This window comes from Allobosea psychrotolerans (assembly GCF_002917105.1).
GTDB classification, from domain to species: domain Bacteria; phylum Pseudomonadota; class Alphaproteobacteria; order Rhizobiales; family Beijerinckiaceae; genus Allobosea; species Allobosea psychrotolerans.
The window spans coordinates 26,385-52,299 of record NZ_PQFZ01000020.1 but is presented as its reverse complement, the minus strand read 5'-3'; the positions used below and the strand labels follow the sequence as shown (position 1 = coordinate 52,299).

Annotated in this window: 21 protein-coding genes; 8 read left to right on the top strand and 13 right to left on the bottom strand. The window is 63.4% G+C overall.

Annotation, left to right across the window (positions count from 1 at the left end):
* Positions 1–181: 181 nt before the first annotated feature.
* Positions 182–1,900 carry a bifunctional aminoglycoside phosphotransferase/ATP-binding protein gene (locus tag CYD53_RS24565; protein ID WP_103720720.1) on the bottom strand — a complete coding sequence of 573 codons (1,719 nt, stop codon included), beginning with the start codon at positions 1,898–1,900 and terminating at the stop codon, positions 182–184.
* A 343-nt stretch (positions 1,901–2,243) separates the two neighbouring features.
* On the opposite strand from CYD53_RS24565, the gene CYD53_RS24560 reads away from it, so the two are divergent.
* Entirely contained in the window at positions 2,244–2,954 is a 711-nt protein-coding gene (locus tag CYD53_RS24560) for a transposase (RefSeq protein WP_181012011.1), read from the top strand.
* A 175-nt stretch (positions 2,955–3,129) separates the two neighbouring features.
* On the opposite strand, the gene CYD53_RS24555 is transcribed toward CYD53_RS24560, so the two are convergent.
* Both CYD53_RS24555 and CYD53_RS24550 read right to left on the bottom strand, forming a co-directional pair.
* Positions 3,130–3,591 (bottom strand): Crp/Fnr family transcriptional regulator, encoded by a 462-nt coding sequence (locus CYD53_RS24555; protein WP_103720718.1) that lies wholly within the window; start codon positions 3,589–3,591, stop codon positions 3,130–3,132.
* A 150-nt stretch (positions 3,592–3,741) separates the two neighbouring features.
* A complete protein-coding gene (locus CYD53_RS24550) occupies positions 3,742–4,389 on the bottom strand; it encodes a BON domain-containing protein (RefSeq protein WP_103720717.1) in 648 nt (215 codons plus the stop codon).
* 322 nt (positions 4,390–4,711) lie between these two features.
* On the opposite strand from CYD53_RS24550, the gene CYD53_RS24545 reads away from it, so the two are divergent.
* Complete coding sequence (locus CYD53_RS24545; RefSeq protein WP_103720716.1) at positions 4,712–5,251, top strand: Hsp20/alpha crystallin family protein; 540 nt, start codon at positions 4,712–4,714, stop codon at positions 5,249–5,251.
* A gap of 69 nt (positions 5,252–5,320) precedes the next feature.
* Here CYD53_RS24545 and CYD53_RS24540 read toward each other — a convergent pair whose 3' ends face one another.
* A complete protein-coding gene (locus CYD53_RS24540; protein ID WP_103720715.1) occupies positions 5,321–5,773 on the bottom strand; it encodes a host attachment protein in 453 nt (150 codons plus the stop codon).
* 113 nt (positions 5,774–5,886) lie between these two features.
* On the opposite strand from CYD53_RS24540, the gene CYD53_RS24535 reads away from it, so the two are divergent.
* Positions 5,887–7,173, top strand: a complete 1,287-nt coding sequence (locus CYD53_RS24535; protein ID WP_245928413.1) for an MgtC/SapB family protein — start codon at positions 5,887–5,889, stop codon at positions 7,171–7,173.
* A 169-nt stretch (positions 7,174–7,342) separates the two neighbouring features.
* On the opposite strand, the gene CYD53_RS24530 is transcribed toward CYD53_RS24535, so the two are convergent.
* The 5 genes from CYD53_RS24530 to CYD53_RS24510 form a co-directional block, all read right to left on the bottom strand.
* Positions 7,343–8,683, bottom strand: coding sequence for an HlyD family type I secretion periplasmic adaptor subunit (locus CYD53_RS24530; RefSeq protein ID WP_245928412.1), 1,341 nt, complete (start codon positions 8,681–8,683; stop codon positions 7,343–7,345).
* Between the two features lie 33 nt (positions 8,684–8,716).
* Positions 8,717–10,732, bottom strand: coding sequence for a type I secretion system permease/ATPase (locus CYD53_RS24525; protein WP_103720714.1), 2,016 nt, complete (start codon positions 10,730–10,732; stop codon positions 8,717–8,719).
* Between the two features lie 35 nt (positions 10,733–10,767).
* A complete protein-coding gene (locus CYD53_RS24520) occupies positions 10,768–12,738 on the bottom strand; it encodes a hypothetical protein (RefSeq protein ID WP_103720713.1) in 1,971 nt (656 codons plus the stop codon).
* 140 nt (positions 12,739–12,878) lie between these two features.
* Positions 12,879–13,754, bottom strand: coding sequence for a hypothetical protein (locus CYD53_RS30425; RefSeq protein WP_181012010.1), 876 nt, complete (start codon positions 13,752–13,754; stop codon positions 12,879–12,881).
* Positions 13,755–14,234: 480 nt separating this feature from the next.
* Positions 14,235–14,684, bottom strand: coding sequence for a hypothetical protein (locus tag CYD53_RS24510; protein ID WP_146056002.1), 450 nt, complete (start codon positions 14,682–14,684; stop codon positions 14,235–14,237).
* Positions 14,685–14,724: 40 nt separating this feature from the next.
* Between CYD53_RS24510 and CYD53_RS24505 the strand changes: the two genes are divergently transcribed.
* Positions 14,725–15,315 (top strand): hypothetical protein, encoded by a 591-nt coding sequence (locus tag CYD53_RS24505; protein WP_103720711.1) that lies wholly within the window; start codon positions 14,725–14,727, stop codon positions 15,313–15,315.
* Between the two features lie 137 nt (positions 15,316–15,452).
* Here CYD53_RS24505 and mgtA read toward each other — a convergent pair whose 3' ends face one another.
* A complete protein-coding gene (mgtA, locus tag CYD53_RS24500) occupies positions 15,453–18,107 on the bottom strand; it encodes a magnesium-translocating P-type ATPase (protein WP_103720710.1) in 2,655 nt (884 codons plus the stop codon).
* Positions 18,108–18,258: 151 nt separating this feature from the next.
* Positions 18,259–19,152 (bottom strand): helix-hairpin-helix domain-containing protein, encoded by an 894-nt coding sequence (locus CYD53_RS24495; protein ID WP_103720764.1) that lies wholly within the window; start codon positions 19,150–19,152, stop codon positions 18,259–18,261.
* A 172-nt stretch (positions 19,153–19,324) separates the two neighbouring features.
* On the opposite strand from CYD53_RS24495, the gene CYD53_RS24490 reads away from it, so the two are divergent.
* Both CYD53_RS24490 and CYD53_RS24485 read left to right on the top strand, forming a co-directional pair.
* The gene (locus tag CYD53_RS24490; protein ID WP_103720709.1) at positions 19,325–20,938 is read left to right on the top strand and encodes an MBL fold metallo-hydrolase RNA specificity domain-containing protein; all 1,614 of its coding nucleotides are present in this window, start codon (positions 19,325–19,327) and stop codon (positions 20,936–20,938) included.
* A 349-nt stretch (positions 20,939–21,287) separates the two neighbouring features.
* Positions 21,288–21,695 (top strand): DUF3775 domain-containing protein, encoded by a 408-nt coding sequence (locus tag CYD53_RS24485; protein WP_103720708.1) that lies wholly within the window; start codon positions 21,288–21,290, stop codon positions 21,693–21,695.
* A gap of 104 nt (positions 21,696–21,799) precedes the next feature.
* Here CYD53_RS24485 and CYD53_RS24480 read toward each other — a convergent pair whose 3' ends face one another.
* Positions 21,800–23,320, bottom strand: a complete 1,521-nt coding sequence (locus CYD53_RS24480) for an aldehyde dehydrogenase family protein (protein ID WP_103720763.1) — start codon at positions 23,318–23,320, stop codon at positions 21,800–21,802.
* A 144-nt stretch (positions 23,321–23,464) separates the two neighbouring features.
* On the opposite strand from CYD53_RS24480, the gene adhP reads away from it, so the two are divergent.
* Positions 23,465–24,538, top strand: a complete 1,074-nt coding sequence (adhP, locus tag CYD53_RS24475) for an alcohol dehydrogenase AdhP (RefSeq protein ID WP_103720707.1) — start codon at positions 23,465–23,467, stop codon at positions 24,536–24,538.
* Positions 24,539–24,623: 85 nt separating this feature from the next.
* Positions 24,624–25,094 carry a hypothetical protein gene (locus tag CYD53_RS24470; RefSeq protein ID WP_103720706.1) on the top strand — a complete coding sequence of 157 codons (471 nt, stop codon included), beginning with the start codon at positions 24,624–24,626 and terminating at the stop codon, positions 25,092–25,094.
* A 5-nt stretch (positions 25,095–25,099) separates the two neighbouring features.
* Here CYD53_RS24470 and CYD53_RS24465 read toward each other — a convergent pair whose 3' ends face one another.
* Positions 25,100–25,840 (bottom strand): response regulator, encoded by a 741-nt coding sequence (locus CYD53_RS24465; protein WP_103720705.1) that lies wholly within the window; start codon positions 25,838–25,840, stop codon positions 25,100–25,102.
* Between the last annotated feature and the right edge of the window lie 75 nt (positions 25,841–25,915).

The window sequence follows — 25,915 nt, the reverse complement described above, 5'->3', positions numbered from 1 at the left end:
GGAGGGCGCCAGGGCCGCGGATTGCAACCCCGGTCCCGGCATGCGTCGATGCAGCGTCCGGGTCGACAGGCCGGAGCACTGGATCAGATCACGGGTCGCCCCGCCGAGGATCCATTCGCGCACCCGCATGTGACCATAAGGCTCCGCGACGATCAGGTCGGCCGAAACCCGATGGCCCCGGCTATGAGCATCGCAGCGAGCGTGTGGCTGTCGGAGGCTCGTTCGCGGTCGTCATTTCGACAGCAGCCGCCATGTCCGCGATTCCCCGGGATCTGGTCGAGGCCGCCGATAAGACCGCTCGTGAGCAGCTTAAAGATACCGGTGAGGCGGACATGGCGAGCCTGCCTGGGCAGGCTTCATAATGCGTGAGGACGGACGGCTCTCGGATGGCCAGCAGGGCCGTGGCGCCGATGGCCTCAATTTCGCAGATGGCGCAGATGCACAGCCAGTCGGCCGGCACCGATTGGCGAGCAATCTGCCCCATCACGACGTCTGGCGTTGCATCGGATGGGTCTCCCCGGCGAGCGGCGACCCGGCGCATGAGAACGTCGGCGGGTGCATCGAGCCACAGCCCACGGAACGACACGTGTCCGCGAGACGCGATAGCGGCCAGTCGATCGCGCCAGGACGCGCGATCGAAGACGGCATCGACAACGACGGCATGGCCTGCGGCCGTCAGCGCGTCCGCTCGCTCGGCGATTGTTGCATGGACCAGATCGGAAATCGGAGCAGCATGAGCCTCCGGGCCCAGCGGCGTCTCGGGTGCGACGCCAAAAAGCCACTTCCTGATACGGTCGCTGGAGAGGATGCGCGCTCCTGGGGGCGGTCCGAGCGCGTGTGAGATCCGTGCGGCGACGTTTGATTTTCCGGAGCCGGAATAACCTCCTATGGCGACAAGCAGAGGCGGCCTCCATGCGAGCAGATCGTGCGCCAATGCCAGGTAGGACCGGGCCTCGGCACGGCTCCAAGCCGAGTCGAACTCGGTCTCGGCGACCTCCGCAGCGGCCGCCCGGGCGCGGATGATGGCATGGATGGCCATGAAGAGGGGCAGCAGGGCGGTTCCCAGTTCGTCGCCGCTTGCGTCGAGATAGCGATTGAACAGGATGTTTGCATGCAAGGGCAGCCTGCGATGCCAAAGGTCCATCAGAACGAAGGCGAGATCGTAGAGCACGTCCGTGGTCGCACGCTCCGGGTCGAACTCGAGACAGTCGAACAGCGTCGGAACGCCATCGACGAGGCAGATGTTGCGCAACTGCAGATCGCCATGACAGCGGCGCACCTGGCCTGAAAGAGCTCGCCGATCAAGCAGGTCCCCGTGGCGTTCGAGCGCCACTTTGCAGGCTTGCATCGCCTTGGCCACGTCGTCAGCCGGGACGGCACGCGTCGCTGCAAGGGCCCGCGCGTTGTCCGCGAGGACCGTCTCGATCCGGGAAACGCCTTCGCAGAGCACGATTTCGGCATTCTGATGGAACTCCGCGATCCGGCGTCCCAGGCTTTCCAAATGCGTCATCGACAGCAACTCCTCGCGCGCGAGCCGGTCGAAGATCTGGGAATCGTCGAAACGCGCCATGTCCAAGGCGGCGTCGACAAGAGGGCCGGAACCGTTCAGTACGAGACTGCCGCAAGGTTCGCGGGTGATCCGATGAACGGCGCGATAGATCGATGGCGCGGCCCGCCAGTTCAGGCGCAGTTCCTCCTGACAGGCGGCAAAGCGGTTTTCTGGCGTCGAAAGATCGATATGGGCGAAGCGGGCTGCCTTCTTCAGCTTGAGAGCGCGGTCGCCGAGCAGCAGAACGATCGAAACATCGGTAACGATTGTCCCCGTTCCCGCGCCCTTTCGTCCGAAGGCGGCGGGCGATGCAAGAAAAGCGATTGTCTCGGCCTGATCTAGCTCATGCATCGACGCCACTCACCCTCGAAAGACAAGAGGTGAGCTTCGTAGGAACGAGCTGGAGAGCATTGATCTGAATCAATCAGATGTTAGAATTTCATGACAACGACGCGTTTCGCGACGCGAACGACCGAGTTCATCTATCGCAAGTTCTATCGCAAGTTGCGGGCCATACCAGGTATTAGTGGGAGTGATCATCTTGGGTAATCCGATTTATCCAATTTGATCGCTAAAACCCATTGACCGAGGTCAACAATGACTTGCGAATATGAGGCACTACTCGCGCCCATCGGCAACGAAGGCCGGATCGGTCAGGGGTTCCTATATCGCGTATCCCGGGGAGTTGTCTGACATGTGCCTGATTGATTGTTTTCGATACGAAGATCCTGCCTGCGATTTCCTCGAGCGCTTTCTCTGGCCGGAAGGGCCGATCTGCCCGCATTGCGGTGAAATGGAGCGTGTCCGGCACCTGTACGGTTCGACCGCACCTGGAACGTGGAAATGCTATGCCTGCCGCAAGATGTTCTCCGCCCGGATGAAGACCCCTTTTCACAACAGCCATCTGCCGCTGCATGCGTCGCTGCAGGCGATCTACCTGCTGGCCGCGACCCAAGGTCGGATAGGCTCGAGTCGGTTGGCCACCATTCTGGGTGTGTCCCAGCGGGCCGCATGGCTTCTCAAAAAGCGGATCATGGAACGGTCTGGCCGCCATATCGATGGCCCGGTACAGCAGCCCTCCAGCCTGATCGCGGCCCTGGCCGAGCTGGCAGATTGGCAGGACGAGCGCCCCTCGATCGATCGGAGCTGGTCGTGCGATTTGCGGTACGATCGCTTCAGGCTGGCGCTCGATGGGGCAGACGAGACGAAGACGGACGGCCTCTTCCTCGTCTCGTTGCATCGGTTCGTGGGTGATGCCATCCCCGCGATTTATGAGTCGACTGTCGGAGCCGGTGGCGGGGTGCTTCTGCTGTCGGAGGATTGCGACGGGCAGTTCGAATTCGATCTGGGCATCTCCGCTCGATCAGCGCTCGCACGCCTTCAGCCGGGCATCGGGCCGCGCTGACAGCAGGCCATCCCTCACTGATCGACTACCAATCCGATGCGGATTCGAATCGAGTCGGTGGAGCCTTCGACGCAAGTCGAAGTCGCAGGCGGCCCGGCCTTGGTGTGATCTTGAGCTGGGCCAGACAGCGCGACAAGGTCTTGGGCGTCGTGCCGAGATGGTCGGCGATATCCCGCTAGCTCATCGGTACGCCGTCGGCGGCTTCGTTTCCGTTCGCCACGTTGCGCTCGCGCAGCCACTGGTAGAACCATGTCACGCGCGCCTGCGCCGGGCAGTGCACGCGCTTTTCGATATGGTGCGCGAACGCCTGATAGGCCTTCGTCGGCTCGCCCATCAACTCCGTCATGATGGCCGGTGACGAGGACGCTTTTTCCAGGACGGATTTCAAGGAGTACCGCATCAGCTGTACTGCGGTCGCTGCTTCTGCGGCGGTGTTCTGGAACTCGGGGCACAGGCCGAAGACATCTGCTGGAATACGAAAGCTCACGATCTGCCGCGATCCATTCTCGCTATTGACCTGCAGTCTGACGCAGCCGTCGATGACGCGGTAGAGACTGTCGGACGGATCGCCTTCGTTGTAGATCAGGCTCCCTTTCGCGAACCGGGCGGGCCAGTGTACGGCGCTCGTCGAGCGCAAACTGGGCGTTCCGAACCATGAAGACTTCCAAGCAAGTCTTTATGTCAGTTGATTTAGATCAGTTCTGGCGACGGATGGATCGTCCGGACAAAGCGACCGGGAACTGGGAGCGGCCGGCGAGGGGGTGAGAGCTCGCCGGCCACGGGATCGTCAGGCCACCATGAGATGGTCTTCGACGGCTTTGACGCCGGGAGCAGACCATGCCGCGCGTTCCGCAACGCCGCGCTCATACCAGGCATGGACCTTGCCATCGAGCGTGACGCGGTTGTCGTTGCCGACCGTAACCCGGATCGTGCTCGCCTCGAGCTCGGCGTTGCGCTTGAGCGCATCCTCGATCGCCTTCTTCACGTCAGAGGCGCTCGCGCGAGGCTTCAGCTCGATCAGATTGCTGACGCCGACGACGCCCGACAGCTTTCGGATCGCATTCTCCGCTGCCTGCCGCTGGTACTGCCAATCGACGGTGCCCGACAGCTGCACCCAGCCCTTCTCGACCTTGACCTTCACGGCGTCAGGCACCGTGACATCCCAGGCGATGATGCTGAGCGCGCGCTGGGCGATTTCTGTGTCGCTGGTCTTCTTGTCGTGCGGATAGCGCACTTCGATCTCTTCCGCGATGGCGCGTACGCCCTTGACGCGGCGGACGGCTTTTTCGGCAGCGATCTTCTCGGCGTAGCTCCGGACGTGTCCGGACAGCGTCACCACGCCGTTTTCCACCGCGACACCGATATGTGCGGCCTCGACGCTCGGCTCGAAATCGAGTTCGTCGATGATCGTCAGTCGCAACTGTTTGTCAGTCATGTCTGTTCTCCAGGATAGGGACATCGGACCCGTGTCCGTGGGCGAGCCGTATTGCGGCTCTCGACGGTCGTCCGGTTGCACAAGCAGAACCGAAACCCACCGTACCCACAGAATGGCAGCGCCCGGGCAACCGTCATTGATCGGTGTCAAGGTGCGGCGCCACGCCCGTGATTGAATGCGACATCGGAAAACGGCGTGATGACCGGGGGTCTTGCCGGCGGCGGTCGTTCATCGAGGTCCGACTATTCGCGTGTCGAATTGACTTGGCTTTTCGGCCCGTGGGCCGGGCGAACTCGAAATGTTGCGAAACAGGAGAAGCATCATGGCTGAAGCCGCGACCAAACTTCCCGTGCGCTCGGAACAGCATCCGGCAGCGGAAACATCCTCTACCGGAGCCTGGGCGCCGGTCGACCGTTTGCTTCACGAGGTCGAACGTTTGTTCGAGCGCTTCGGCGCAGGCGCAGTCCAGCTCCCCTTCAGCCGGACTTCGCTATTCCATGGCGCATGGCCGCGCGATGTGAGTTGGGGGTTGAACCCTGCGATCGACGTCACGGAGCGCGACAAGAACTACAAAGTCACAGCCGAGCTGCCAGGAATCGACCCTTCCGATATCGAGGTGAAGCTCTCGAACGGGGTGTTGACGATCAAGGGCGAGAAGAAGGATGAGAACGAACGGCGCGAAGCCGATTATCATCTCAGCGAACGGCATTACGGCGCGTTCCTGCGCTCCTTCCAGCTGCCTGATGGCGTGGATGCTGATAAGGTCGAGGCGCTTTTCGAGAAGGGGGTGCTGACGATCAAGCTCCCCAAAACGGCGGACTCGCAAAAGAGCAACCGCAAGATCGCTATCAAGGCGGCCTGACATTTCCGCGGGAGGGGCGCGCCTGGTGTGATCCTCCCGCGCTCCTCTCTTCGTCTCACGGCCCGAATCTCACGCGCCGAAATGCCGCTCGATCTCCGGGATAGGCAGCTTCGTCAGATCCTTGCCGATCTCGGCCACGATGAGGGCTTGCACGGGCGGCGTCAGGCAGCGCCTGAGTTCTCCCAGCAGCTTCGGTGGCGCGGCCAGCACGAGGTTCAGGGCGGCTTGTCCACGGACGGACTTTTCGACCATCGCGGAGACGTCCTTCACAAAGGACAGTTCCTCGGCAAGATGCAGATCCGGCTCCTCGACGGCGCTGCGAGCTGGCCCATGTGACTGGCGCACGCGCCCCGGACGAGTTCGCCCGAGTTCATGCGAGGGCGGCGAGCGATGCTGCATCGCTTCGACCAGTTCAAGCTGTGGCGACTGTTCCTTGCCCGTGTTGCGCAGGATGAGCGCCTTGGCTCCGTCGAAGACTATGAGCCAGCTCATGTGAGGGAGGCGAACCGGATGGGTCGACATGGCTGTGAACCTCATTCGGTCAAGCGTCGCCGGCATGCGGCACGCTTCGCACCTCATGCGCCGCTGCAGGATGAGGATTTGATGCGGCTCAAGCGCCTTTGCGGCACAGTCTCATGGGCACCAGGCAGAGGATCGCCGTGACGATGATGGAGGACATCTATTTCAGGTTCGGCGTTGCGCTTGCGATCGGTCTCGTGATCGGGATCGAACGTGGCTGGCGCGACCGCGACGGGCCGCCTGGCAGCCGAACGGCCGGAATTCGGACCTTTGCGCTGGCGGGGTTGCTGGGGGCCGTCAGCGCGGCTGTCGCCAGGGACATGGCCGCGCCTTTGGTCTTCATCGCATTGCTGATCGCGTTCACGAGCGTCTTCGCCTGGTTCAAGGTCCGCGAAGCCGATGAAGACAATGATTTCAGCGTCACTTCGGTCGTCGCGGCTCTGCTCGTCTTTACCCTGGGCGCCTATTGCGTGGTTGGCTCTCCTCAAACGGCGGCGGCGGCCGGCGTCGCTGCGGCGGGTCTCCTGGCCGGTCGCGACTTCCTCCATGGGGCGCTTACGCGTCTGACCTGGCCCGAATTGCGATCGGCCCTGCTCTTGCTGGCGATGTCGGTGATCGTTCTGCCGATTCTCCCGAACAGGACGATCGATCCGTTCGCCAGCGTCAATCCGCGCGAAGTCTGGACTTTTACCGTTTTAGCGGGGGCGATTTCGTATCTCGGCTACGTCGCTGTCCGCCTGTTGGGCACGACCCGGGGTTTGCTTGTCACCAGTGCGGCGGGGGCGCTGGTGTCTTCGACCGCTGTGACGGTTGCGCTCGCGCGCCAGGCCCGAGAAGGGCAGGTGCCAGTCAGGCTCGCCGGAGCTGCAGCCATCGCCGGCATGATTTCTATCCTGCGGGTCCTGGTGCTCGTGGCTGCCGTTGCTCCGGCTGTTCTGGCCCATGCCGGTCCGGCTGCTTTGGCCGCTGCGGCGGCGTTCGGTGCGGCTTCACTGTTCTTGCTCCGCTCCTCCGGGCAGGAGCTCGACGGCAAGGCATCGCCCCTCGCCAACCCGCTCGACTTGCAGCCTTTGCTCGCCTTCGCCGTCACGCTGACGCTGGTCCTGTTGCTGGTCGGATGGTTGGCCAGCCTGGTCGGCCAGCAGGGGCTGTTTCTCTCTTCCGGTCTCGTGGGCCTCATCGATGTCGATGTCGCAGCCCTTACCGCGGCGCGAAATGTCGAGGCGCTCGGTGGCCCGCGCGCCGCCGGGGTCGCGATCCTCGTCGCGATGGCGGTCAATGCGGTTGCCAGGGTCGGCTATGCGATGATCGCAGGGCCATTGGTGTTTTCAGCGCGGCTCCTGCTGGTGACGGGAGCGGCGCTCGGCTGCGGGCTGTTGACCTTCGCGCTATTCCCGATGTGAGCGAGGCCATTGTGCAAGGGGTCGCAGGCGCGCCATGCGAAAATACGCCCCGTATGGTGAACGTGCCCAGCCTGGCGATGCTGATCCCTCTCGCGCGCTTCTGCACGGATCACATCGGCCCATCCAGGTTTGAGGAACTGTGGCGGCATCTTCGCCGCCATCGCCGCTCCTATGTTTCGCGGAAGGCCCGCGACATGCTGTCCTTGAGCGGTTGCATCAAGTACTCGAAGAATGTGCGCTCCGATGTCTTGATGTAGACTTCCGCCGGCATGCCGGGCGTCGGTTCGAAGCCGTGGATACGGGCGACGCTGGCCCCCTCCAGCCGGACCCTGACGACGTAGAGATCCGTGCCGTTGGGCATCCCCCTCTGCTTTTCGTCCGGCAGGGCGTCGGCCGAGATATAGATGACGCGACCATCCACCATCGGCGTCGTGCGCTGGTTCAGGCCGTTGAGGCGCACCACCGCGTTCTGGCTGTGCTTGATCTTGTCGATGTCCTGCGGCCTGACCCGCGCCTCGATGATGACCTCCTCCTGCAGTGAGACGATGTCCATGATGTTCTTGCCGGCCTCGATCACCCCTCCGGAGGTGTGGTAGCGCAGCTTCACCACGGTCCCTTTGACGGGGGCCACGATCCGGGCGCGGTCGAGGATGCCCTTGGCGGTCCGCATGCGCTCCCTGACGTCGTTGAGTTCGGCACCGATGTCCTGCAACTGATCGGAGGCCGTCTTGATCGCCTGCTTGTGCACGCCGTCAATCAGCTCGACCTCACGGGCGATGCGCTCCTTTGCGTCGCCGATATCGCCCGCGATGCGCCCTGCCTCTCCCTCCAGATTGGCGGCGTTGCGCTGCAGGGCCAGAATTTCCGGCTTGCGGACATACCCGCGTTCCAGCAAGGCGATCTTGCCCGACAGCTCCTCTTTGATCAGCACCGACTGGCGCTGCACGGCGGCGAGCTGGGTGCGGCTGCCGGTGATCTTCTCGTTCAGCCCGTCGATCGCCCTCTGATGCGTGGCGACCTCGCTCTTCATGTTGTTGCGACGCGCGGCGAATGCCGCCATCTGCGTCCGCAACAGGACGTCGATGTCGGGGTCGCCGCGGTGAGCGAGGAGACGGTCGGGCAGGTTCCATTGCGCCAGCCCGGCGGCCTCGGCGCTCAACCGGGCCTCGATCGTCTCGGCCCTGACGAGCCTGAGTTGCAGTCGCCGTAGTTCCGCACGTGCCGAGACATCGTCGAGCTGCACCAGCAACTGGCCGGGTTGAACGATATCGCCCTCACGAACCACGATGTCGCGGATCACGCCGCCCTCGAGGTGCTGGATGGTCTTGTTCTGACCTGTGGTGACGAAAATGCCCGTGGCGATCACGGCGCCTGCGATCGGCGCGGTATTACCCCAGACGCCGAAGCCCATGATGGTGCTGAGCATGATCGCCATACCCGCGACCTTCGCCAGCCGCGGGTTGCGCGGCACGTCTGAATACCAGGGCTGAATGATGAGCTGGGGGGTCATGGCCGACCTTTCCGGATTACAGGCGATTGAATGTCATGCCGGCTGCGGCTGCCCGCCCTCGATGCTCGACTGGCCCGTGATCATCGGCAGGATCTCGTCGCGCGCGCCCAGGGCGAGGACCGCGCCGTCCCTGATCATCATGATCTTGTCGACGCTGCGCAGGAGCGCTGGCCTCTGCGTGACGGCGACGACCGTCATGCCCTTCTTTTTCGCGCGCTCGAAAGAGCGCGCCAGCGCCCGTTCGCCGAGCACGTCGAGATTGGAATTCGGCTCGTCCAGCACGACCAGTCTGGGATTGCCGTAGAAGGCGCGGGCAAGGCCGATCCGCTGCTTCTGGCCGCCTGAGAGCGGGCTGCCGTCCATGCCGATCTGGGTCTCGTAGCCTTGCGCGAACTGCGACACCATTTCGTGGATATCGGCGATTTCCGCTGCTTCGAAGACATCGGCATCGTCTCCGTCTTCACGCATCCGGGCAATATTGGCCTTGATCGAGGCAGGAAACAGCTGGACGTCCTGCGGCAGGTAGCCGACGCTTTCGCCGAATTGGCGAGGGTCCCAGTTGCGCAGGTCCATCAGGTCCAGGCGGACATTGCCCGCCGTCGGCGAGATCGAGCCGACGAGCATCTTGGCGATGGTCGACTTGCCGCAGCCCGACGCCCCCACAATGGCGAGCGACTCGCCGGCATCGAGGCTGAAGCTGATGCCGTTGAGGATGACCTTCTTGTTCGGCGGCGGCACGTAGAGGATGCGCTCGACATCGAGCCGGCCCTTCGGGCTCGGCAGGCGGAGGCGATCGAGGTTGAGCGGTGAATTCTGAAGGAGCGCCTGCACGCGCGAATAGGCGGCCTTTGCGTGGATGAAGCTGCGCCAGCCCTCGATGGTTCCTTCGAGCGGCGCCAGCGCCCGCCCTGCGACGACCGAGGAGGCGATGACCATGCCGCCTGTCAAGGATCCTTCGAGCGAGAGCCAGGCTCCCCAGCCCAGCATCGCGATCTGTGTGCCCAGCCGAAAGAACTTCGACAGGGCGGTCATCATGTTGTTGCGATCCTGGGCGCTGACCTGAGCCTTGAGCGACTCCGCCGTTTCCCGCCCCCAGATCAGGACGCTTTCGGGGATCATGCCCATGGCGTTGATGACCTGGGCATTCCGCGACATCGCCTCGGCCTGCATGTTGGCCCGTGTCGAGAAGGCGCTGGCTCTGGCAAAGGGCAACGCTGTGACCTGCTGGTTCGCATAGGCGATCAGGAACAGGACGACAGCGGCGACGGTGACGATGTAGCCCAGATTCGGATGGATCAAATAGACCGCCAGCAGGTAGATCGGCGCGGTCGGCGCATCGAGCATGGTCAGAATGACCGGGCCGGTGAGGAAGCTGCGGATCTGCTGGAGATCGGCCAGGACCTGGAACTCGCGTCCGCTGCCAGACTGCGCCGCCTTTGCCGCAGCTGCCAATACGGGAGCGCCGAGCCGGCTTTCGACATCCACAGCCACCCGCATCAGGATGAAACGGCGCATCATGTCGAGCAGCACATGCGCGGCGATTGCGACCATCACGATGATCGACAGCATTGCCAACGTATCGGTGCTTCGGCTGGTCAGCACCCGGTCCGACATCTGGAACAGGTAGATCGGGACGGCCAGGACAAGCGTGTTCACGACGATCGAGAACAGCCCGACGATGACGAGATTGTGCCGGGCATCGGACAGGCCCTTGCCGAGGACCTGCTTGAACTCTCGGTCTCCGAGACGCTGCTCAATCGGGGAGCGCCGACCCGGTCCGCCGCCGGAGCCGCCGGGACCCTTGCCGCCGCCGCCCGGCCCACCAGGACTTGGCGCTGCCGGAGGGGAGGTTTCGACCGATGGAACCTTGGGCCGGATGCTGGTGCGCTGGCCCGACGGGGCTGGCGGCGATTCGCCGGTCGTGCGGCCGGGCAGGGCTTCGGGCGGCTCATTGGCGTTGGCGCTCGCAGCTGGTGGGACCTCGCCCAGCCTCACGGCTTTCGGGAGGCCGATATCGAGAACCGGTGCCGTGCTGGCTTCGTCGCTCATGAAGTCTTCCCCGCAGGCTTTCTCGGCCTGCGCCCCTAGATCAGAATGTCGTGATGGGCGGTGTCCACCGGCTTGCAGAACGGGTTGTCCGTTGCGGCGGCGACCTCCGCGTCATGCGCGAAGGCCACGAGCTCGGGTACCAGCGTACTCGTGTCATGGATCGTCACGGTGTCGTGGTCGGTGATCAGGTTGGTCTGGATCAGGATACTGTCTTCATAGGCTTGCCCGCCCAGATATTTGGATGTCGAGAGGGTTCCAGGATCGATGATCTGGGCATCGTTCACAGCGTAATTGCCGCCCGACGCGACGCCCTGGCGCGAGCCGGAGGTGGCGCTCGCCTGGATCGACTGATCGACGTCGATCATCATGTTGACCTGAGAGATGACGTTGACGTCGTAATAGTCGCCGGACACGTAGAGGACCTTCAGCGTTCCGGACGAATTGCCCGCCAGCTTCCAGTCCGGGTTCGGCGTGAGCACCGTGGCGTGCGACGACAAGGCGTTCAGCAGGTCATGCTGAGCCCCGTTCATGTCGGTGAAGCCGGCGCTGTCATAGGTGGTGATGTCGGCCGAATTGGTGAGCCGGTTGAAGCCGGCGCTGACATCCGTCACACCGCCGGAGGCGTCGTGCGAGAGGAACAGTTTCGCGACATCGGAGTCCAGCACGATATTGTACTGGTAGATCCAGTCCGCGCGATGGTAGTCGCCAGCGACGATGATGATGTCGTAGGAATCGAGATTGGTGATCTGCGCGAAGTTGTTCTGCAGATTTCCGCCGGTATCCGCCTCGTAGTAGGTTCCGGCCGCGGCCTGTACCGTCCTGTCGCTGTCGTCGAGGCCGTTGAACTGCACGACTGTCTTGACGTCGTAGAAATTGCCTTGCAGGACGTCCACGTTCCACAAAGGCGTTGCTGCCGCGCCATGATAGAAAGCGGTCATGTCGTGGCTCACGAATTCGGCGACGTTGTGAACCTCGTTGCCATGCGTCAAGACCGAGGGAAGCGCCTGGTTGTCGGTGGCGATATCGACATGGTCGTTGTCGGTGAGAACGTTGACCTGCACGATCCCGCGGCTGAAATAGTAGTTGCCGCCGATCATCAGCGACCCGGTCGCTTCGTTGACGTCGAGGATGCCGGCTTGGTTGATTTGCGTGTTCAGCCCGGTTTCCGCGATCGTGCCGATGCCTTGTGTCGGGCCCAGTGCCGTAATGGACGCGGTGATCTCATGGACTTCGGGCGTCGCGGCTTCGCGCCAGGGCGCGATCTGCGTCATGGGCGGCTCCGGCAGAGGAGCGTCGCTGACATGGCCGTCCACGATGCGACCGGTCGGCGCCTGCGACGAGCTCGCCTCGCCGGGGAGGTGCCCATCCTGCGACCAGGCCTGGTCGCGCCCGGCTATCGTCTCGATCAGGGATTGCGTGTTGCCGACGGCTTCAAGCGGCATCGAGGCGGGCGTTGCCGCATAGGCCTCCTTGACCATGTGCGCAAAGGCCTGCCCCGTATGGGCTTCCGGCGGCACGACGAGGTCGCCATTGGGATAGCGGATAGCATCGGAGGTCAGGATATCGCGGTCGTCGATGTGATTGACCTGATGTGCGGAGAGCAAGGTCTCCGTGCCGCCATCCTGATATTGAACCGTGATCAATCGCTTGCCATAGATCAGGGAGGCGTGATCCGAGGAATCGAAAGCGTCGTCGGACTGCTGGGGCTGGGACGAGCGCAGAGCGGGCGCCGCGACAGCAGATGGCCGGACAAGGCTGGGGCTGCCGAGCTTTGCGGCATGCAGCGCCGGTTCGGGAAAGACTGGTTCCAGGAAAGGTTGGCGCTGGGAGGCGAGATCGTCGAACTGCGGCTGGCGGAGCGGGTCGATAAAAACGGCCGGGTCGTCATCGGGCCGGAGCCGAGCATGGTCGCCATCGTAGAGGACATCGCCCGTCAGCGTCGTCTCTGGAATTCGAAGATAGCCGGCAAAATGCCAGATGGTTTCAGAAATGCCGCCGGTGTTCATGATTGCAAATCCCGATCGAACGGCGCCCAGGCGTCGAGCCGATTGATGAGACGGTGATCGCGATCCGGGGGAAGGGGCCACGGACTCCGACAGTGAAATCCGCGCGGGCAGAACCCGCGCGGATCCGTGTGGAGTGGCGCTCAGCCCGACATTGAGTCGCTGATGTCATGCGCGACGTGGATATCCAGCGAGTTGAACTGGATGTTGGCGCCCATCGCAATGTGCTGGGTGAACGCTTCCTGGCTGAGCGTGGCGCTCGCCGTAGCCGCACCGATCCCGGTCTGGGTCGCGTGGTCTCCGGTGATGTCCCCAAGCGTCGAGGCCGCGGAGCCACCGCTCGCCGTCGCGGTCATCGAGAAGTCGCCGGCGGCATCGGGGTTGACGCCACACCATCCCCCATCGACGCTGCCGCTGCTGAACGAGACAGAGGCGCCCGACAGGCTGTCATTGTCGGTCAGGTTGCTGACCTGATCGAGGTTGAACGTGTTGCCCGTGGTCACCGCCTGGGTCACGACGTCCGGCATGATGATCGATTGGGAAATCCCACTGATGCTGTCGATATCGATGACGTCGTTATCCGACGGCACGAACAGCGAGGCATCAATCCCGAGATCCACATTCACGCAGACGTTCACGGCCGTGTCGACGGTGTTCTCGACATGGTTCTGGACGTCGTTGTGGTTGACGTTGTCGTTCAGGTTCAGGTTGCCGTTGCCGTTCAGATTGCCGTTGCCGTTGAGATTGCCATTTGCGTTGCCATTCTCATTGGACGCGGTGTTCCAGACGGAGGTATCGACGGCCTGAGCTGCGTACTGCGCCTGGCCCTGACCCTGACCCTGGCCCTGATGGGAATTCTGACCCTGGCCCTGGCCCTGGCCCTGACCTTGGCCCTGAAGTTCTGCCTGGCCCTGGCCCTGGCCCTGAAGTTCTGCCTGGAGCTGACCCTGCAGTTCGCCCTGACCCTGAAGCTGGCCCTGGGTCGGGTCCTGGTAATGGTTGTTGTTGGGGGATGGCATGACGTTCTCCTTAACGATAGTTAGGAGACAACTCGCCGTTTCGATCACGCATCGCTTCTGTGCTGCGGCAATCTTGAGGCGAATGTCGATTGAGCTATGAAAGATTGTTTTTGTGCCGCTCTGGCCGCTCGACGCTGGACAAAATTCGGCTGCCGCCAGCAAGGCTGGCGTTAAAGATACCCTTACATTGCCTGAACTCCTCGTCGCTCGGCCGAGTACGACTTAGACGAGCTTCTGCTGTTGCACGGCGTATTGAACGCCAGCGCGAGGCCGGTATACTACGCGTGTTACGCTACATGGACGCTGCAGCTGTTGAATAACTGCCACTTCCATGGCAAATACTGGTCGCGACCAGGTTCCTGGTCAACCGGACGAATTTGAACCCATTTTAAGAAGATATTGACTTAAGCCGACCCAGCGCGTTCCGCCCAAAGCGCCGCGGCTGCATCTCCTGCGGAGATCTATCGCTGCGCGGCGATGTCAGCGCTGGAGGTCGGGGCGCAGGAACTGCTGCACATGCTCGCGCCAGAGTTCTGCAAGGCGGGCATCGTCGCGATCGTCGGCCAGCTCCGCTGTGGAGCCGCGGAGAGCGGCCTCGCGCGCGGCCAGGAAGGCAAGCGCTCCGGCGCAACCGGCTTCGAATGACGGATCGCCAAGGCTGCTAAGCAGGGTGATCCGCTCGCCGATCAACTCCTCTCCGATGCCGGTGAGGCGTCTGAGCACCGATGCCTGTATCGACGCCATCGCATGGGAGCGCAGCTCGCCCGAATGGCGTTCGGCGAGGCATGTGACCAGGGTTGCGAGAAATCCGATGACATGCGGCGCAAGCCAGGCGTTCGGTGGCGCCTCGGGCATGGCGAGGCGCATGAAGGGGGCCAGTACAGAATAGACTGCGCGCTTGGCCTGCCATGCTTTAAACAGGTCGAACATCGCGGGCCCTCCCTCGGGCACCAGATTGGCAGGCGAGACCATGAAGATCGGCAGATCGGGGAAGCGCGCCCCCCTCCCACAGGCGCCGGATTTCGAGATACTCGAGCGTGCTTCCCACAATCCCGGTGGCCGCAGGCTCGCATTGCTGGCGCTGATGGGCGACCTTAATTTTGCATGGTCGAACAATGAGAGCCTGTTCATCTACGTTATCATGCTGCTGCTCGACACCGACGAGGCAGCCGCCGCGATTGTCTTCGCCACGCTGAACACGACGCGGGCGCGCCTCGACCTGGTCGATCGGCTCGCCAGGATCAGGCTCTCCGACAAGGCGCTACGGCGCGAACTCGACGGCATCGTCAAGGCGTTCTCGGCGAGCACGCGTCTGCGGAACGAGATCAATCACGCCACTTTCATCTTGAGCGAAAACGGTGAAATCACGCATACCCAGGCCATGAAGCTGGAGGAGCGCAGCGGCGAACTTCGTTTCGGTGCGCGCTTGCCTGTCGACGAGGCTCGCATCGTGCATATCTCGGCATCGGTCGACGAACTCTATCGGCTCAATCGGAGAATCTGGGGGTTCCTGCCCAAACTCGAGGCGGCGATCGGCTTGGCCGAGACTGCCGGCGACTGATCGCAGCCACTGCCGCTTTCACCTTGAAAGCCGGCGCATGGCTCTGCGAGGCCTCGTTCGAGCTGGGGTATGCGTACAATAAACGCCTGGTGCTCTGTGGCGGAATCGACCCCGGCGATTGCGGGCTTTCCAACACGTCATGTTATCGGGCGCTTGCCAGTGTGCTCGAGATGCTGCGTCGCTGAGGCATGTTCGATAGCGCGCGCGTGAGCGAGCAGGGCAGCGGGCGCATGGGATCTCGACCTCATCGCGAAGCGCTTCAGGATCTCGGCCGCCGCGAGATAGCTCAGGCTGATGCCGGTGATCGCGGCGAGGATCGGTAGCGGCAATGCGGCGAAACCGATGAAGCCACCGAGTGGCGTCAAGGCCAGGATAAGCGCGACGGCAAGCGCGCCGAGCGATGTCGTCACGAGCACGGGATGGGGACGACTCGTCCAGAGCGGCCTGGCTGTCCGGATGATGAAGATCACGAGGATCTGGGTCGCGATCGATTCGACGAACCAGGCTGTCCGGAACACGGCGACATCAGCGCCGAACCCCCAGCGCAGCAGAACGAAGGTCGCGATATCGAAGAGAGACGAGAGCGGTCCCATCACAAGAGTGAAGCGCAGCACCGATTTCATGTCCCAGATTTGCGGTGTCGCAAGCGTCTCCTCATCGGCGCTGTCAAAGGGAATGCCGATTTCGGAAAGATCGTAGAGCAGGTTGTTGAGCAGGATCTGCAGCGGCGCCAACGGCAGGAAGGGCAGCACCAGCGAGGCGAGCGCCATCGACAGCATGTTGCCGAAATTGGAACTCGTGCCCATGCGGACGTATTTCATGATGTTGGCATAGGTACGCCGGCCCTCCGCCACCCCGATGGCGAGAACTCCCAGATCGGGGGCGAGCAGGATGATGTCGGCGGCCTCGCGGGCGACGTCGGTGCCGCCCTCTACTGACAAGCCGACATCGGCTGCGTGGATCGCGGGTGCGTCGTTGATGCCGTCGCCGATGAAGCCGACCGTATGACCGCGCCGCCGCAGCGCCCTCACGATCCGGCTCTTCTGGTCGGGTGAGACACGCACGAAGAGGTCGGTCTTGCCTACGCGCGCCGCGAGCGCTGCGTCGGAGAGATGAGAAATGTCCTCGCCTGTCATCAGGCCGCGGGTCGGAAGGCCGAGCGTCTCCACCAGATGCCGAACGACAGGCGCGGCGTCGCCCGAGATGATCTTGACGCGTATGCCGGCCTTGACGAGCCGGGCCACCGCCTCTGTCGCCGACGCCTTGGGCGGATCGAGGAAGACCGCGCAGCCGATGAAGACGAGATGGGCTTCATCGGAGAGGCCGACCTGTCGGCAGTCGGCCCGCATCCTCCGCCTTGCGACCGCGAGCAGGCGGAAGCCCTGCCGACCCTTGTCGTCCAGTAGCGCTGCGATCCGGACGCGTTGCGTCTCATCGAGCACGGCGACAGCGCCGTCGGGGCCCTCGAGATGCGTGCACAGGCTCAGCACTGCCTCCGGCGCCCCCTTGGTGACGAGCGCGCGCTCCCCGTCGCGCGAGACCAGGACCGAGGCGCGACGCCGTTCGAAGTCGAAGGGCAGGTCGTCGATATGCGCCCAACCGTCCTCATCGGCCGCCGGTGCCCCGGCCAGGATTGCATCGTCGAGATTGCTGCGCATGCCGCTGGCAAACCGGCTGTTGAGGCGGATGAATTGGGCAGCACGCGCGCTGTCGCGGCCATCGGCTCCGAAGCTGCCGATATGGACGATCTTCGCCTCGGTCAGCGTGCCGGTCTTGTCGGTACAGAGCACATCCATGGCGCCGAGGTCATGGATGGCCGAGAGACGCTTCACCACGACCTTGCTGGCCGCCATGCGCACCGCGCCGCGCGCAAGAGTGACCGTCATGACCATAGGCAAGAGCTCGGGAGTCAGGCCGACCGCCAGCGCCACCGCGAACAGGAAGCTCTCCAGCGACAGGCCGTGATGGATGAGCTGGGTCAGGAGGACGAAGAGGACGAGGAAGCCGGTCAGCCGCAGGATCAGCATGCCGAGCGCATGGACGCCGCGCTCGAAGGCGGTCGGCGGTTCCTTGGCCAGCACCGAGGCCGAGATGGCGCCGAAGCGGGTCGCCGCGCCGGTGGCAACGACCAGCATGAGCGCTTCGCCACCGACCATGCTTGTGCCGCCGAACAGAGCGTTGAAGGCGTCGGAGGGAGAAGAGCCGGAGGCTGGACCCGGCCGCTTCTCGACCGGGTAGGGTTCGCCGGTCAGGATGGCCTCATTGGCGAGCGCGCCGTGGCCCGACAGCACGATGCCGTCGGCTGGCACCAGGTCACCGGCGCGTAGTTCCACGACATCGCCTGGCACGATGTCCCTGACCGCCAACTCCTGGACCTTGCCGTTCCGGCGCACGGAAGCTGTCACGGCCACTGAACGTTTCAGCGCCTCGACGGCATTCTCGGCCTTCTGCTCCTGAGCGAGATCTAGCCCGATCGAGAAGAAGACGATGATCAGGATGATGACGAAGCTCTGCCAATCTCCCGTGGCGCCTGAGATGCCCGCCGCAATGAGCAGGATGGCGATCAGTGGCTCGGAGAGCCGCTTGGCGAGCTTTGCAATGAGACTGCGGTGAAGGCCCACGACCGCGCGGTTCGGGCCGTAATGGTCCTGTCGCTCGCGGGCCTCCGCTGAGGTCAACCCCTCCGGTCGGGCGGCGAGCTTGCGCAGGCTCTCGTCGTTGCTCACAGTCCAGAAGGCCAGCGGTTCGCCTCTTGCCGTTTGCTCTGCAGCAGCGTCGATCGCCTGGTTCATCGCCGACCACCCTTGCGAAATTCAGATGTCGCGGCGCCCTGCGCGACGCGACGATCCGCAGCTCGTCATGTGCAGGCAAGTTGTCGTCCAGCGATGGCAAGAAGCGGCGGCACCGACGGTCATGGCTGTTCGGCAAGGCGCTTTCGAGCGGTCATATGACGGCCAGCTCTGCGGATCGGACAGCCTGTGGTGCCAACGCCTCATGCTCGTTCTCACGCCCGCGCACGATCCTTTGGCCTTCCAGAGGTCCTTTCATCGCCGTGACGACGGTGCATTGGCCTTCCGGCCCAGCCGAAGAATGATAATAAATAATCACCCAGTCGTGCGTCCGGCCCAGTTCATGCGCGAGCGGGCTATTGGAATACAGCGCCGTAAACGACCAGTCGTCCCGCTTGGTGTGAAGGACCGGCAGCCAGGCTTCGCCCTGCGGGTTGAAGCGCTTCGGCGTGATCGTGCGGAGTGTTCCGGCCTTGGCACGCTCACGGTATTCTCTGTCGACGTCGAGCAGGAGTTCCAGCGGCGGCAATGTTTCGCGCGAACCGCCTCGCTGCAGGCGGGAGCGCCCCAGTCTTTCGTTCAGGGCCGTTCGCACCATCTGCGTACGTCTGGTCCCAAAACCTTCGATCGCTTCAAGACTGCCATCGTGAGCGGCAAGTTCCAGCGCCTCCAGCGTGTCGATGTGCAGCTCGCGGACAATCCGGTCGGCAAGCTTGGGACCGATCCCGGGAACGGAACGGAAGAGAATTTCGGGCTCGAGTTCTCCCCGCAACCGCGCAAGCTGCGACCACCGACCGGTCGCGGCCAGCTCGGCGAGGGCGCTGGCGATACCTGCCCCGATTGCAGGCAGTCTGGTCAGACCGTCTCGTCCCTCGACCTTTATGATCTCGCTGATGGGCCGGGATTGGTCTTCGACGACATCGGCCGCCGCGCGATAGGCCTGAATGCGAAAATGATCGGCGCCCTGAGCCGTCAACAAATCGGCATACTCCCGCAACTTGGCAGCCAGGGCGCTGTTCTCCGCAATCGGTGTTGGCAGATCGTTCATCTTGGAAAGATCGCAGATAGTTTGCGGCCATCCTTTGATCCAAATCATCATCAGGGATTGGCGAGGTCATCACCCGGCCCTGGCAGTGAGGCGTATGGGGCGTTGATCTCGCTCAAAGCTCAGTCCGCGCGGATTGTTAAGCTGCCTATGAAGACCTGCGGAGCTATTCATCATGCCGAAATCGGAAGCTCTCGCGAAAGGCGAGATTCGTTTGCGCTTCCACGGTGCGGCCCAGGCGGTCACAGGGTCCTGTTTCGCCCTCCAGACGAGCGAGGCCAGCATCCTCGTCGATTGCGGCCTGTTCCAGGGTTCAAAGACGGAGAAGGAGCTGAACTACCGGCCCTTTCCCTTCGCTCCCGCATCGGTTGACGCGGTCCTGCTGACGCATGCTCATATCGATCACAGCGGGCTGTTGCCGAAGCTCGCGAAAGACGGCTTCGTCGGGCCAATCTTCGCGACCGCTGCGACGATCGATCTCTGTTCGGTAATGCTGCCGGATTCCGGGCATATCCAGGAGATGGAAGTCGAACAGCTCAACCGGCGCAATGCCCGGCGCGGCCTGCCGATGGTCCAGGCCATCTATGACGCGGAGCAAGCGCTGGCGACCCTCACGCAGTTCCGGCCCATGCCTTTTGGAACCTGGGCTCCAGTCGCCAAGGGCATTCGCGCACGGTACTGGAATGCCGGGCACCTGCTGGGCTCGGCCTCGATCGAGCTCGAGATTGAGAGACAGGGCGATCGGCCGTTGCGGCTGCTCTTCTCCGGCGATATCGGCCCCAACCACAAGCTCCTGCAGTCGGACCCCGCCGCGCCGCATGGTCTCGACTATGTCGTCTGCGAAGCGACGTACGGGGATGTCGATCGCCCAGACGCCTCATTTGAGCGGCGGCTCCAGGTCCTGCGTTCGGAGGTCCAGGCCGCGGTGAAAGCGTCCGGTGTGCTCCTTATTCCGTCCTTCGCCGTGGAGCGAACCCAGGAACTGCTCGTCGACCTCGTTCACCTGATGAAATCCGGCGATATTCCGAGCGCACCGATTTTCGTCGACTCGCCACTCGCGACCAGGGCGAGCGCGGTATTCGAGAAGCACTCGGGCGACATCGAGCGCGGCGAGGAGTTGCGCGACGCCTTGCGCTCCCCTCAGGTCAGGTTCACGGAATCGGTGGAGCAGAGCAAAGCCATCGCTCGTATCCGAGGCTTCCATATCGTGATGGCGGCGAGCGGAATGTGCGAAGCTGGCCGGATTCGCCATCACCTCAAGGACTGGCTCTGGCGTGAGCAAGCGACGGTGCTTCTCGTCGGCTTCCAGGCGCAGGGGACACTCGGCCGGATCTTGCTCGATGGCGCCCCCCGCGTCCGGCTGATGGGCGAAGAGGTCCAGGTCAGGGCACGCATCCGCTCTGTCGATCTCTATTCAGGCCATGCCGACGGGCCCGAACTCGCCGCCTGGCTGGCTGGGCGTCAGCCGGTCTCAGGCTCGATTTTCCTGACCCACGGTGAACGCGAGGCCATCGATGGCCTGCGAAGCCGGCTGATCGACGCGGGCACTGGAGCGCGCATCGTGGTGCCAACGCTCGACAGCGCCTTCGACTTATCCGCAGAAGCCGCCCACCAGGTCGACCATGAGGAGCCGGCGCGCATCGCGGCCGACAGCGCTGGTCGGCGCGACTGGCACAACGATCTCTCCAAGCTCATCTTGGATATTGATGAGGCTGTGGCCAGGGCAGCTGACGAGCGGGCTCGCAAGCAGATCATCCGTCGGCTGCGGAAGGCGCTTGCGCCGGATTGAACCGCGCGCCTCCGCTAATCACGGCGGCGCGTGCGAGTTCAGGCTGGCTCGGTGCTCCCTTTCACACCGCAACGAGATCGAGCGGAGGCTTCCGTACCCCGGCGACCTCGCCCGCGTTCGGAATACCATCGCGCGGCGCGGCATAGACGACGGGATGGTCGAACTGAAGCGTCCGAAGCCGCGCCGCGACCATTCGCCCGCGTCGACGCGACAGTTCGCCGTTCTGCCTGGCCGAGCCGGCTGATCGGCCTGTCCAAGGGAAAGAGCTGTGCTTTCATTGACGTCAATCAAGGCGCAGGCTCGCCCGCGTCCGATACTTGCCTCCTGATGAATTCGAGAGGATCGCGTCATGCCGGAATTGACCCTCAATCCTGACGCCGCCTTTGCCATCCTGCTGAAGGCGCGGGAATTCGACGGCAAGGTCGAGGAGACCGATCCGGACACGGCTTCCAACGAGAGCGACGACAACAGTGTCGATGTACTCGAGGAGCGTTCTTCCGATACCACGCTGCATGAGCTCACTTCGGCGATCCGAGATCTCAATGAGGACGAACTGCTTGATCTGATCGCACTGATCTGGATCGGCCGCGGAGACTTTGCGATCTCGGAATGGGATGAGGCGCGTTCAAGCGCCCGTGACATCGGCCGGGCGCGGGCGCCTCGATATGTCGCGGGGATTCCGCTGGTTAGCGACTATCTCGAAGAAGCCCTGTCCCAATTGGGTTTTTCTCTCGAGGCTTACCTTGACGCCCACTGAACCGTTTCGGGCGTGGGGCAGATCAGGTCCCGGCGGCCCGAAGACCACGGAGGTGACCGCCTACTTGCCCGGCATGTCCCGGCGTCCAGACCCCGCCTCCGATGTCAGAACAGCCCTGCTGCCTTGGTGGAGTAGCTGACCAGAAGATTCTTCGTTTCCTGATAGTGGTCGAGCATCATCTTGTGGTTCTCGCGACCAAAGCCCGAGGCCTTGTAGCCCCCGAATGCGGCGTGGGCCGGATAGGCGTGGTAGCAATTGGTCCAGACGCGCCCTGCCTGGATGCCGCGCCCGATGCGATAGGCGTTCGTGCCGTTGCGCGACCATACGCCCGCGCCCAGCCCGTATGGCGTATCGTTGCCAAAGCTGATCGCGTCCTCCACGGTCTTGAAGGTCGTGACCGACAGGACCGGGCCGAAGATCTCCTCCTGGAAAATGCGCATGCTGTTGTCGCCGCTGAACACAGTCGGCTTCAGGAAATAGCCCTTTTCCAGATCGCCGCCGAGATGGGCTCGCTCGCCGCCGGTCAGGCATTCCGCGCCTTCTTCCCGGCCGATCTCGATATAGCCCAGTATCTTGGTCAACTGGTCCTGCGATGCCTGGGCGCCCATCTGCGTCGTCGGGTCGAGCGGGTCGCCGACCTTGATCGCGGCGACGCGGGCAACGGCACGCTCCATGAACTTGTCGTAGATCGATTCCTGCACGAGCGCGCGAGACGGGCAGGTGCAGACCTCTCCTTTGTTGAAGGCGAACAGGGCGAAGCCTTCGAGGGCCTTGTCGAAGAAATCGTCATCGGCATCCATCACATCGGCCATGAAGATGTTGGGCGATTTGCCCCCGAGCTCCATCGTCTGCGGGATGAGGTGCTCGGCTGCGTAGCGCATGATCTGTCTGCCGGTCGTGGTCTCGCCGGTGAAAGAGACCTTGGAGATGCGCAAATTGGCAGCGATTGCCTGGCCGACCGAGCCTCCGGGACCGGTGACGACGTTGAGCACGCCGGGCGGCAGGATGTCGGCGGTGAGGCCTGCGAGGATCAGGAGCGTGAGCGGTGTATGGGAGGCCGGCTTGATCACCGTGCAATTGCCGGCGGCCAGGGCAGGGGCGATCTTCCAGGCCGCCATCAGCAGCGGAAAATTCCAGGGAATGATCTGCCCGACGACGCCCAGCGGTTCCTTGAAGTGATAGGCGATGGTGTCGCTGTCGATCGTCGAGATCGAGCCCTCCTCGGCGCGGATGCAGCCAGCGAAATAGCGGAAATGGTCGATCGCGAGCGGAACATCGGCGCCGCGCGTCTCGCGGATCGGTTTGCCGTTGTCGAGCGTCTCGGCCAACGCCAGCAATTCCAGGTTCTCTTCCATCCGATCCGCGACCTTGTTGAGAAGCCGCGCGCGCTCGGCGGGCGACATGAGCGCCCAGGCATCCTTGGCGCTGTAGGCCGCATCGAGTGCCGCTTCCACATCCCTGGCTGTCGACTTGGCGGCCTCGACCAGGCGCTGTCCGTTGATCGGGCTGTAGTCGGTGAAGTATTCGCCATCGAGCGGTGCAACCCACTTGCCACCGATGAAGTTGCCATAGCGGGCGGGGATGTTCCCCTTCGAACGGACGAGTTCCAGAGCGTGACGGGACATGACGTCCTCCTTCTGCCGAAGCCGGCGATCGGCACCCAACATGCCACCAGATGCTAGATGCCGCGCATGTTGCGGCTTTGATCTTGCTCAAGGTCGAGCCGGCCAATGCGTCTAGCCTTGTCGGATCGACACAGGAGATCAGGCATGGCGAAGACGATGAAGGCTGCGGTGGTGCACGCGTTCGGCGAGCCGCTGGTGATTCAGGATGTTCCGGTGCCCGTGCCCGGACCTGGCGAACTTCTCGTCAAGGTGCTGGCCTGCGGCGTCTGCCATACCGACCTCCATGCGGCCGAAGGCGATTGGCCGGTGAAGCCGGTGCCGCCCTTCATTCCCGGCCATGAGGTGGTCGGAGTGGTTGCGCAGCTCGGTCCAGGCGTGACCGACTTCAAGGAAGGGGACCCGGTGGGCGTCGCCTGGCTGCACGATTCCTGCCTGCGCTGCGAATACTGCGAGACCGGTTGGGAGACGCTGTGCGAGCATCAACACGACACCGGCTATAGTTGCGACGGCGGTTTTGCCGAGTATGTCATCGCCTCGGCGGCCTTCGCGGCTCGCCTTCCCACCAATGTCGATGCCGCGCAGATGGCGCCGATCCTGTGTGCCGGTGTCACCACCTACAAGGGGCTGAAGGAAACCGAGGCACGCCCGGGCGAATGGGTGGCCATCTCGGGTATCGGCGGTCTCGGCCACGTCGCCATCCAGTACGCCAAGGCCATGGGCCTCAAGGTGGTCGCACTCGACATCGCGCCCGACAAGCTTGCTCTGGCGCGTACGAGCGGAGCCGATATCGTCATCGATGCGGGCTCGCCCGATGCGGTGGCTCAGGTGGTGAAGGCGACGGGCGGCGGAGCCCACGGCATCCTGGTGACTGCGGTTTCGCCGCCGGCCTTCTCCCAGGCTGTGCGAATGGTTCGCCGGAAAGGCACGGTTGTCCTCGTCGGACTGCCGCCTGGGGAGTTTCCCACTCCGATCTTCGATGTCGTGCTGAAGCGGATCACCCTGCGAGGATCGATCGTCGGCACCCGGCGTGACCTCGATGAAGCGATCGCCTTTGCCGCGGAGGGTAAGGTCAAGGCTGAGATCACCAGGGCGCCGCTCTCGGACATCAACGCGATCTTCGCCAGGCTCAAGGCGGGCAAGGTCGAGGGCCGTATGGTCCTGGATCTCACCATGCCGGTCGAGGCGTCCTTGCAGAAGGCCGAACCCGCCTACGGTTAGACGGCCGGCAGCCATTCTGCGCCTTGAGCCAGATCATGGCCCGGCGACTGGCCGAACCTAACCTCGAGGTCGGAGGAGCCTCGCGATGCAGCCAACCTACAAGATCGGCCAAATAGCCGACGAAGAGATCGACCGGGCCTATCTCTTGGTCGGTCTGGTCGCGCCCAGGCTCGCTCTTGAGGAATGGCGCGCCCTTTGCTTCGACGCCCTGACTCGGAAACGCCTGGCGATCGCCCAGGATGACATTGTCGTCGCGGTGAACCCCGTCGGATACGTTCAGGGCGTGTGTGTCTACGCCGTGAGAAAGCACCCCTCCCATGACCGAATCCTGGACGTCTCGATCTTCGTGGTCACCAGCGCGGCCGACGAAGCCGGCGTCGCGAGCGAACTGCTCGATCACCTGCGGGTCCTGGCGCGGCGGGAGGCTTGCCAGGCGATCCGCATCTGGACGTTGGGCCAAGACAATTGGAACCGTCATCTCCGCGAGGGGGAGATCAATCGGTCCGACCACGGCGTGCTGGTACTTCTCGATGCGCCAAGGGCTGTCCAAGCCTGATCTCTCTAAAGTCGCGGAGAATCGGGCTTGCCGGTGAAAACGTAGCCGATGCCGCGAACAGATTTGATCAATGATGGTCGCTTGGGGTCGCGCTCCACCTTTTTCCGCAACCGCGCGATCTGCGCGTCGATCGTCCGATCGAAGGCCTCCAGCGTCCGCCCATGCGTCAGATCCATCAGCACGTCACGGGAGAAGACGCGCCCCGGATGCTTTGCTAGCACCGCCAGCATATCGAACTCGCCGGTCGTGAGGATGATTTCCTCGCCTTCCGCCGTCACGAGCTGGCGGCGTGCGAGGTCCAGGCGCCAACCGTCGAAGTGAAAGGTCTCGCTGTCGGCGCCGCTGACCGACGCTATCGCAGGCTGCCGACGGCGCAGTACTGTCCTGAGCCGCGCCAGCACCTCCCGAAGGTGGAATGGCTTGGCGATATAGTCGTCGGCCCCCACTTCGAGCCCGACGATCCGGTCGACCACGTCGTCGCGCCCCGTCAGCATGATGATCGGGATATCCGACCGTGAGCGGATTTCACGGGTGAGCCCGAGACCATCTTCGCCGCCCGGAAGCACGAGATCGAGCAAGATGATATCGACCGCTGCCTTGTCCAGGCATTCGCGCATGGCCTGGCCGTCTGCGACGGCCGTGACGCGGTAGCCCTCATCCTCGAAGTAGCGAATGAGCATCTGGCGAATGCGCGCATCGTCATCCACGACGAGGATATGTTCACTACGGCCCGGCGGCTCAGACATGTTCGAGCTTCAAGGCCATGGTCGTTCCTGCCTGTTACAATCCGTCACGTCATCGCACCGATTGTGACGCTGGCA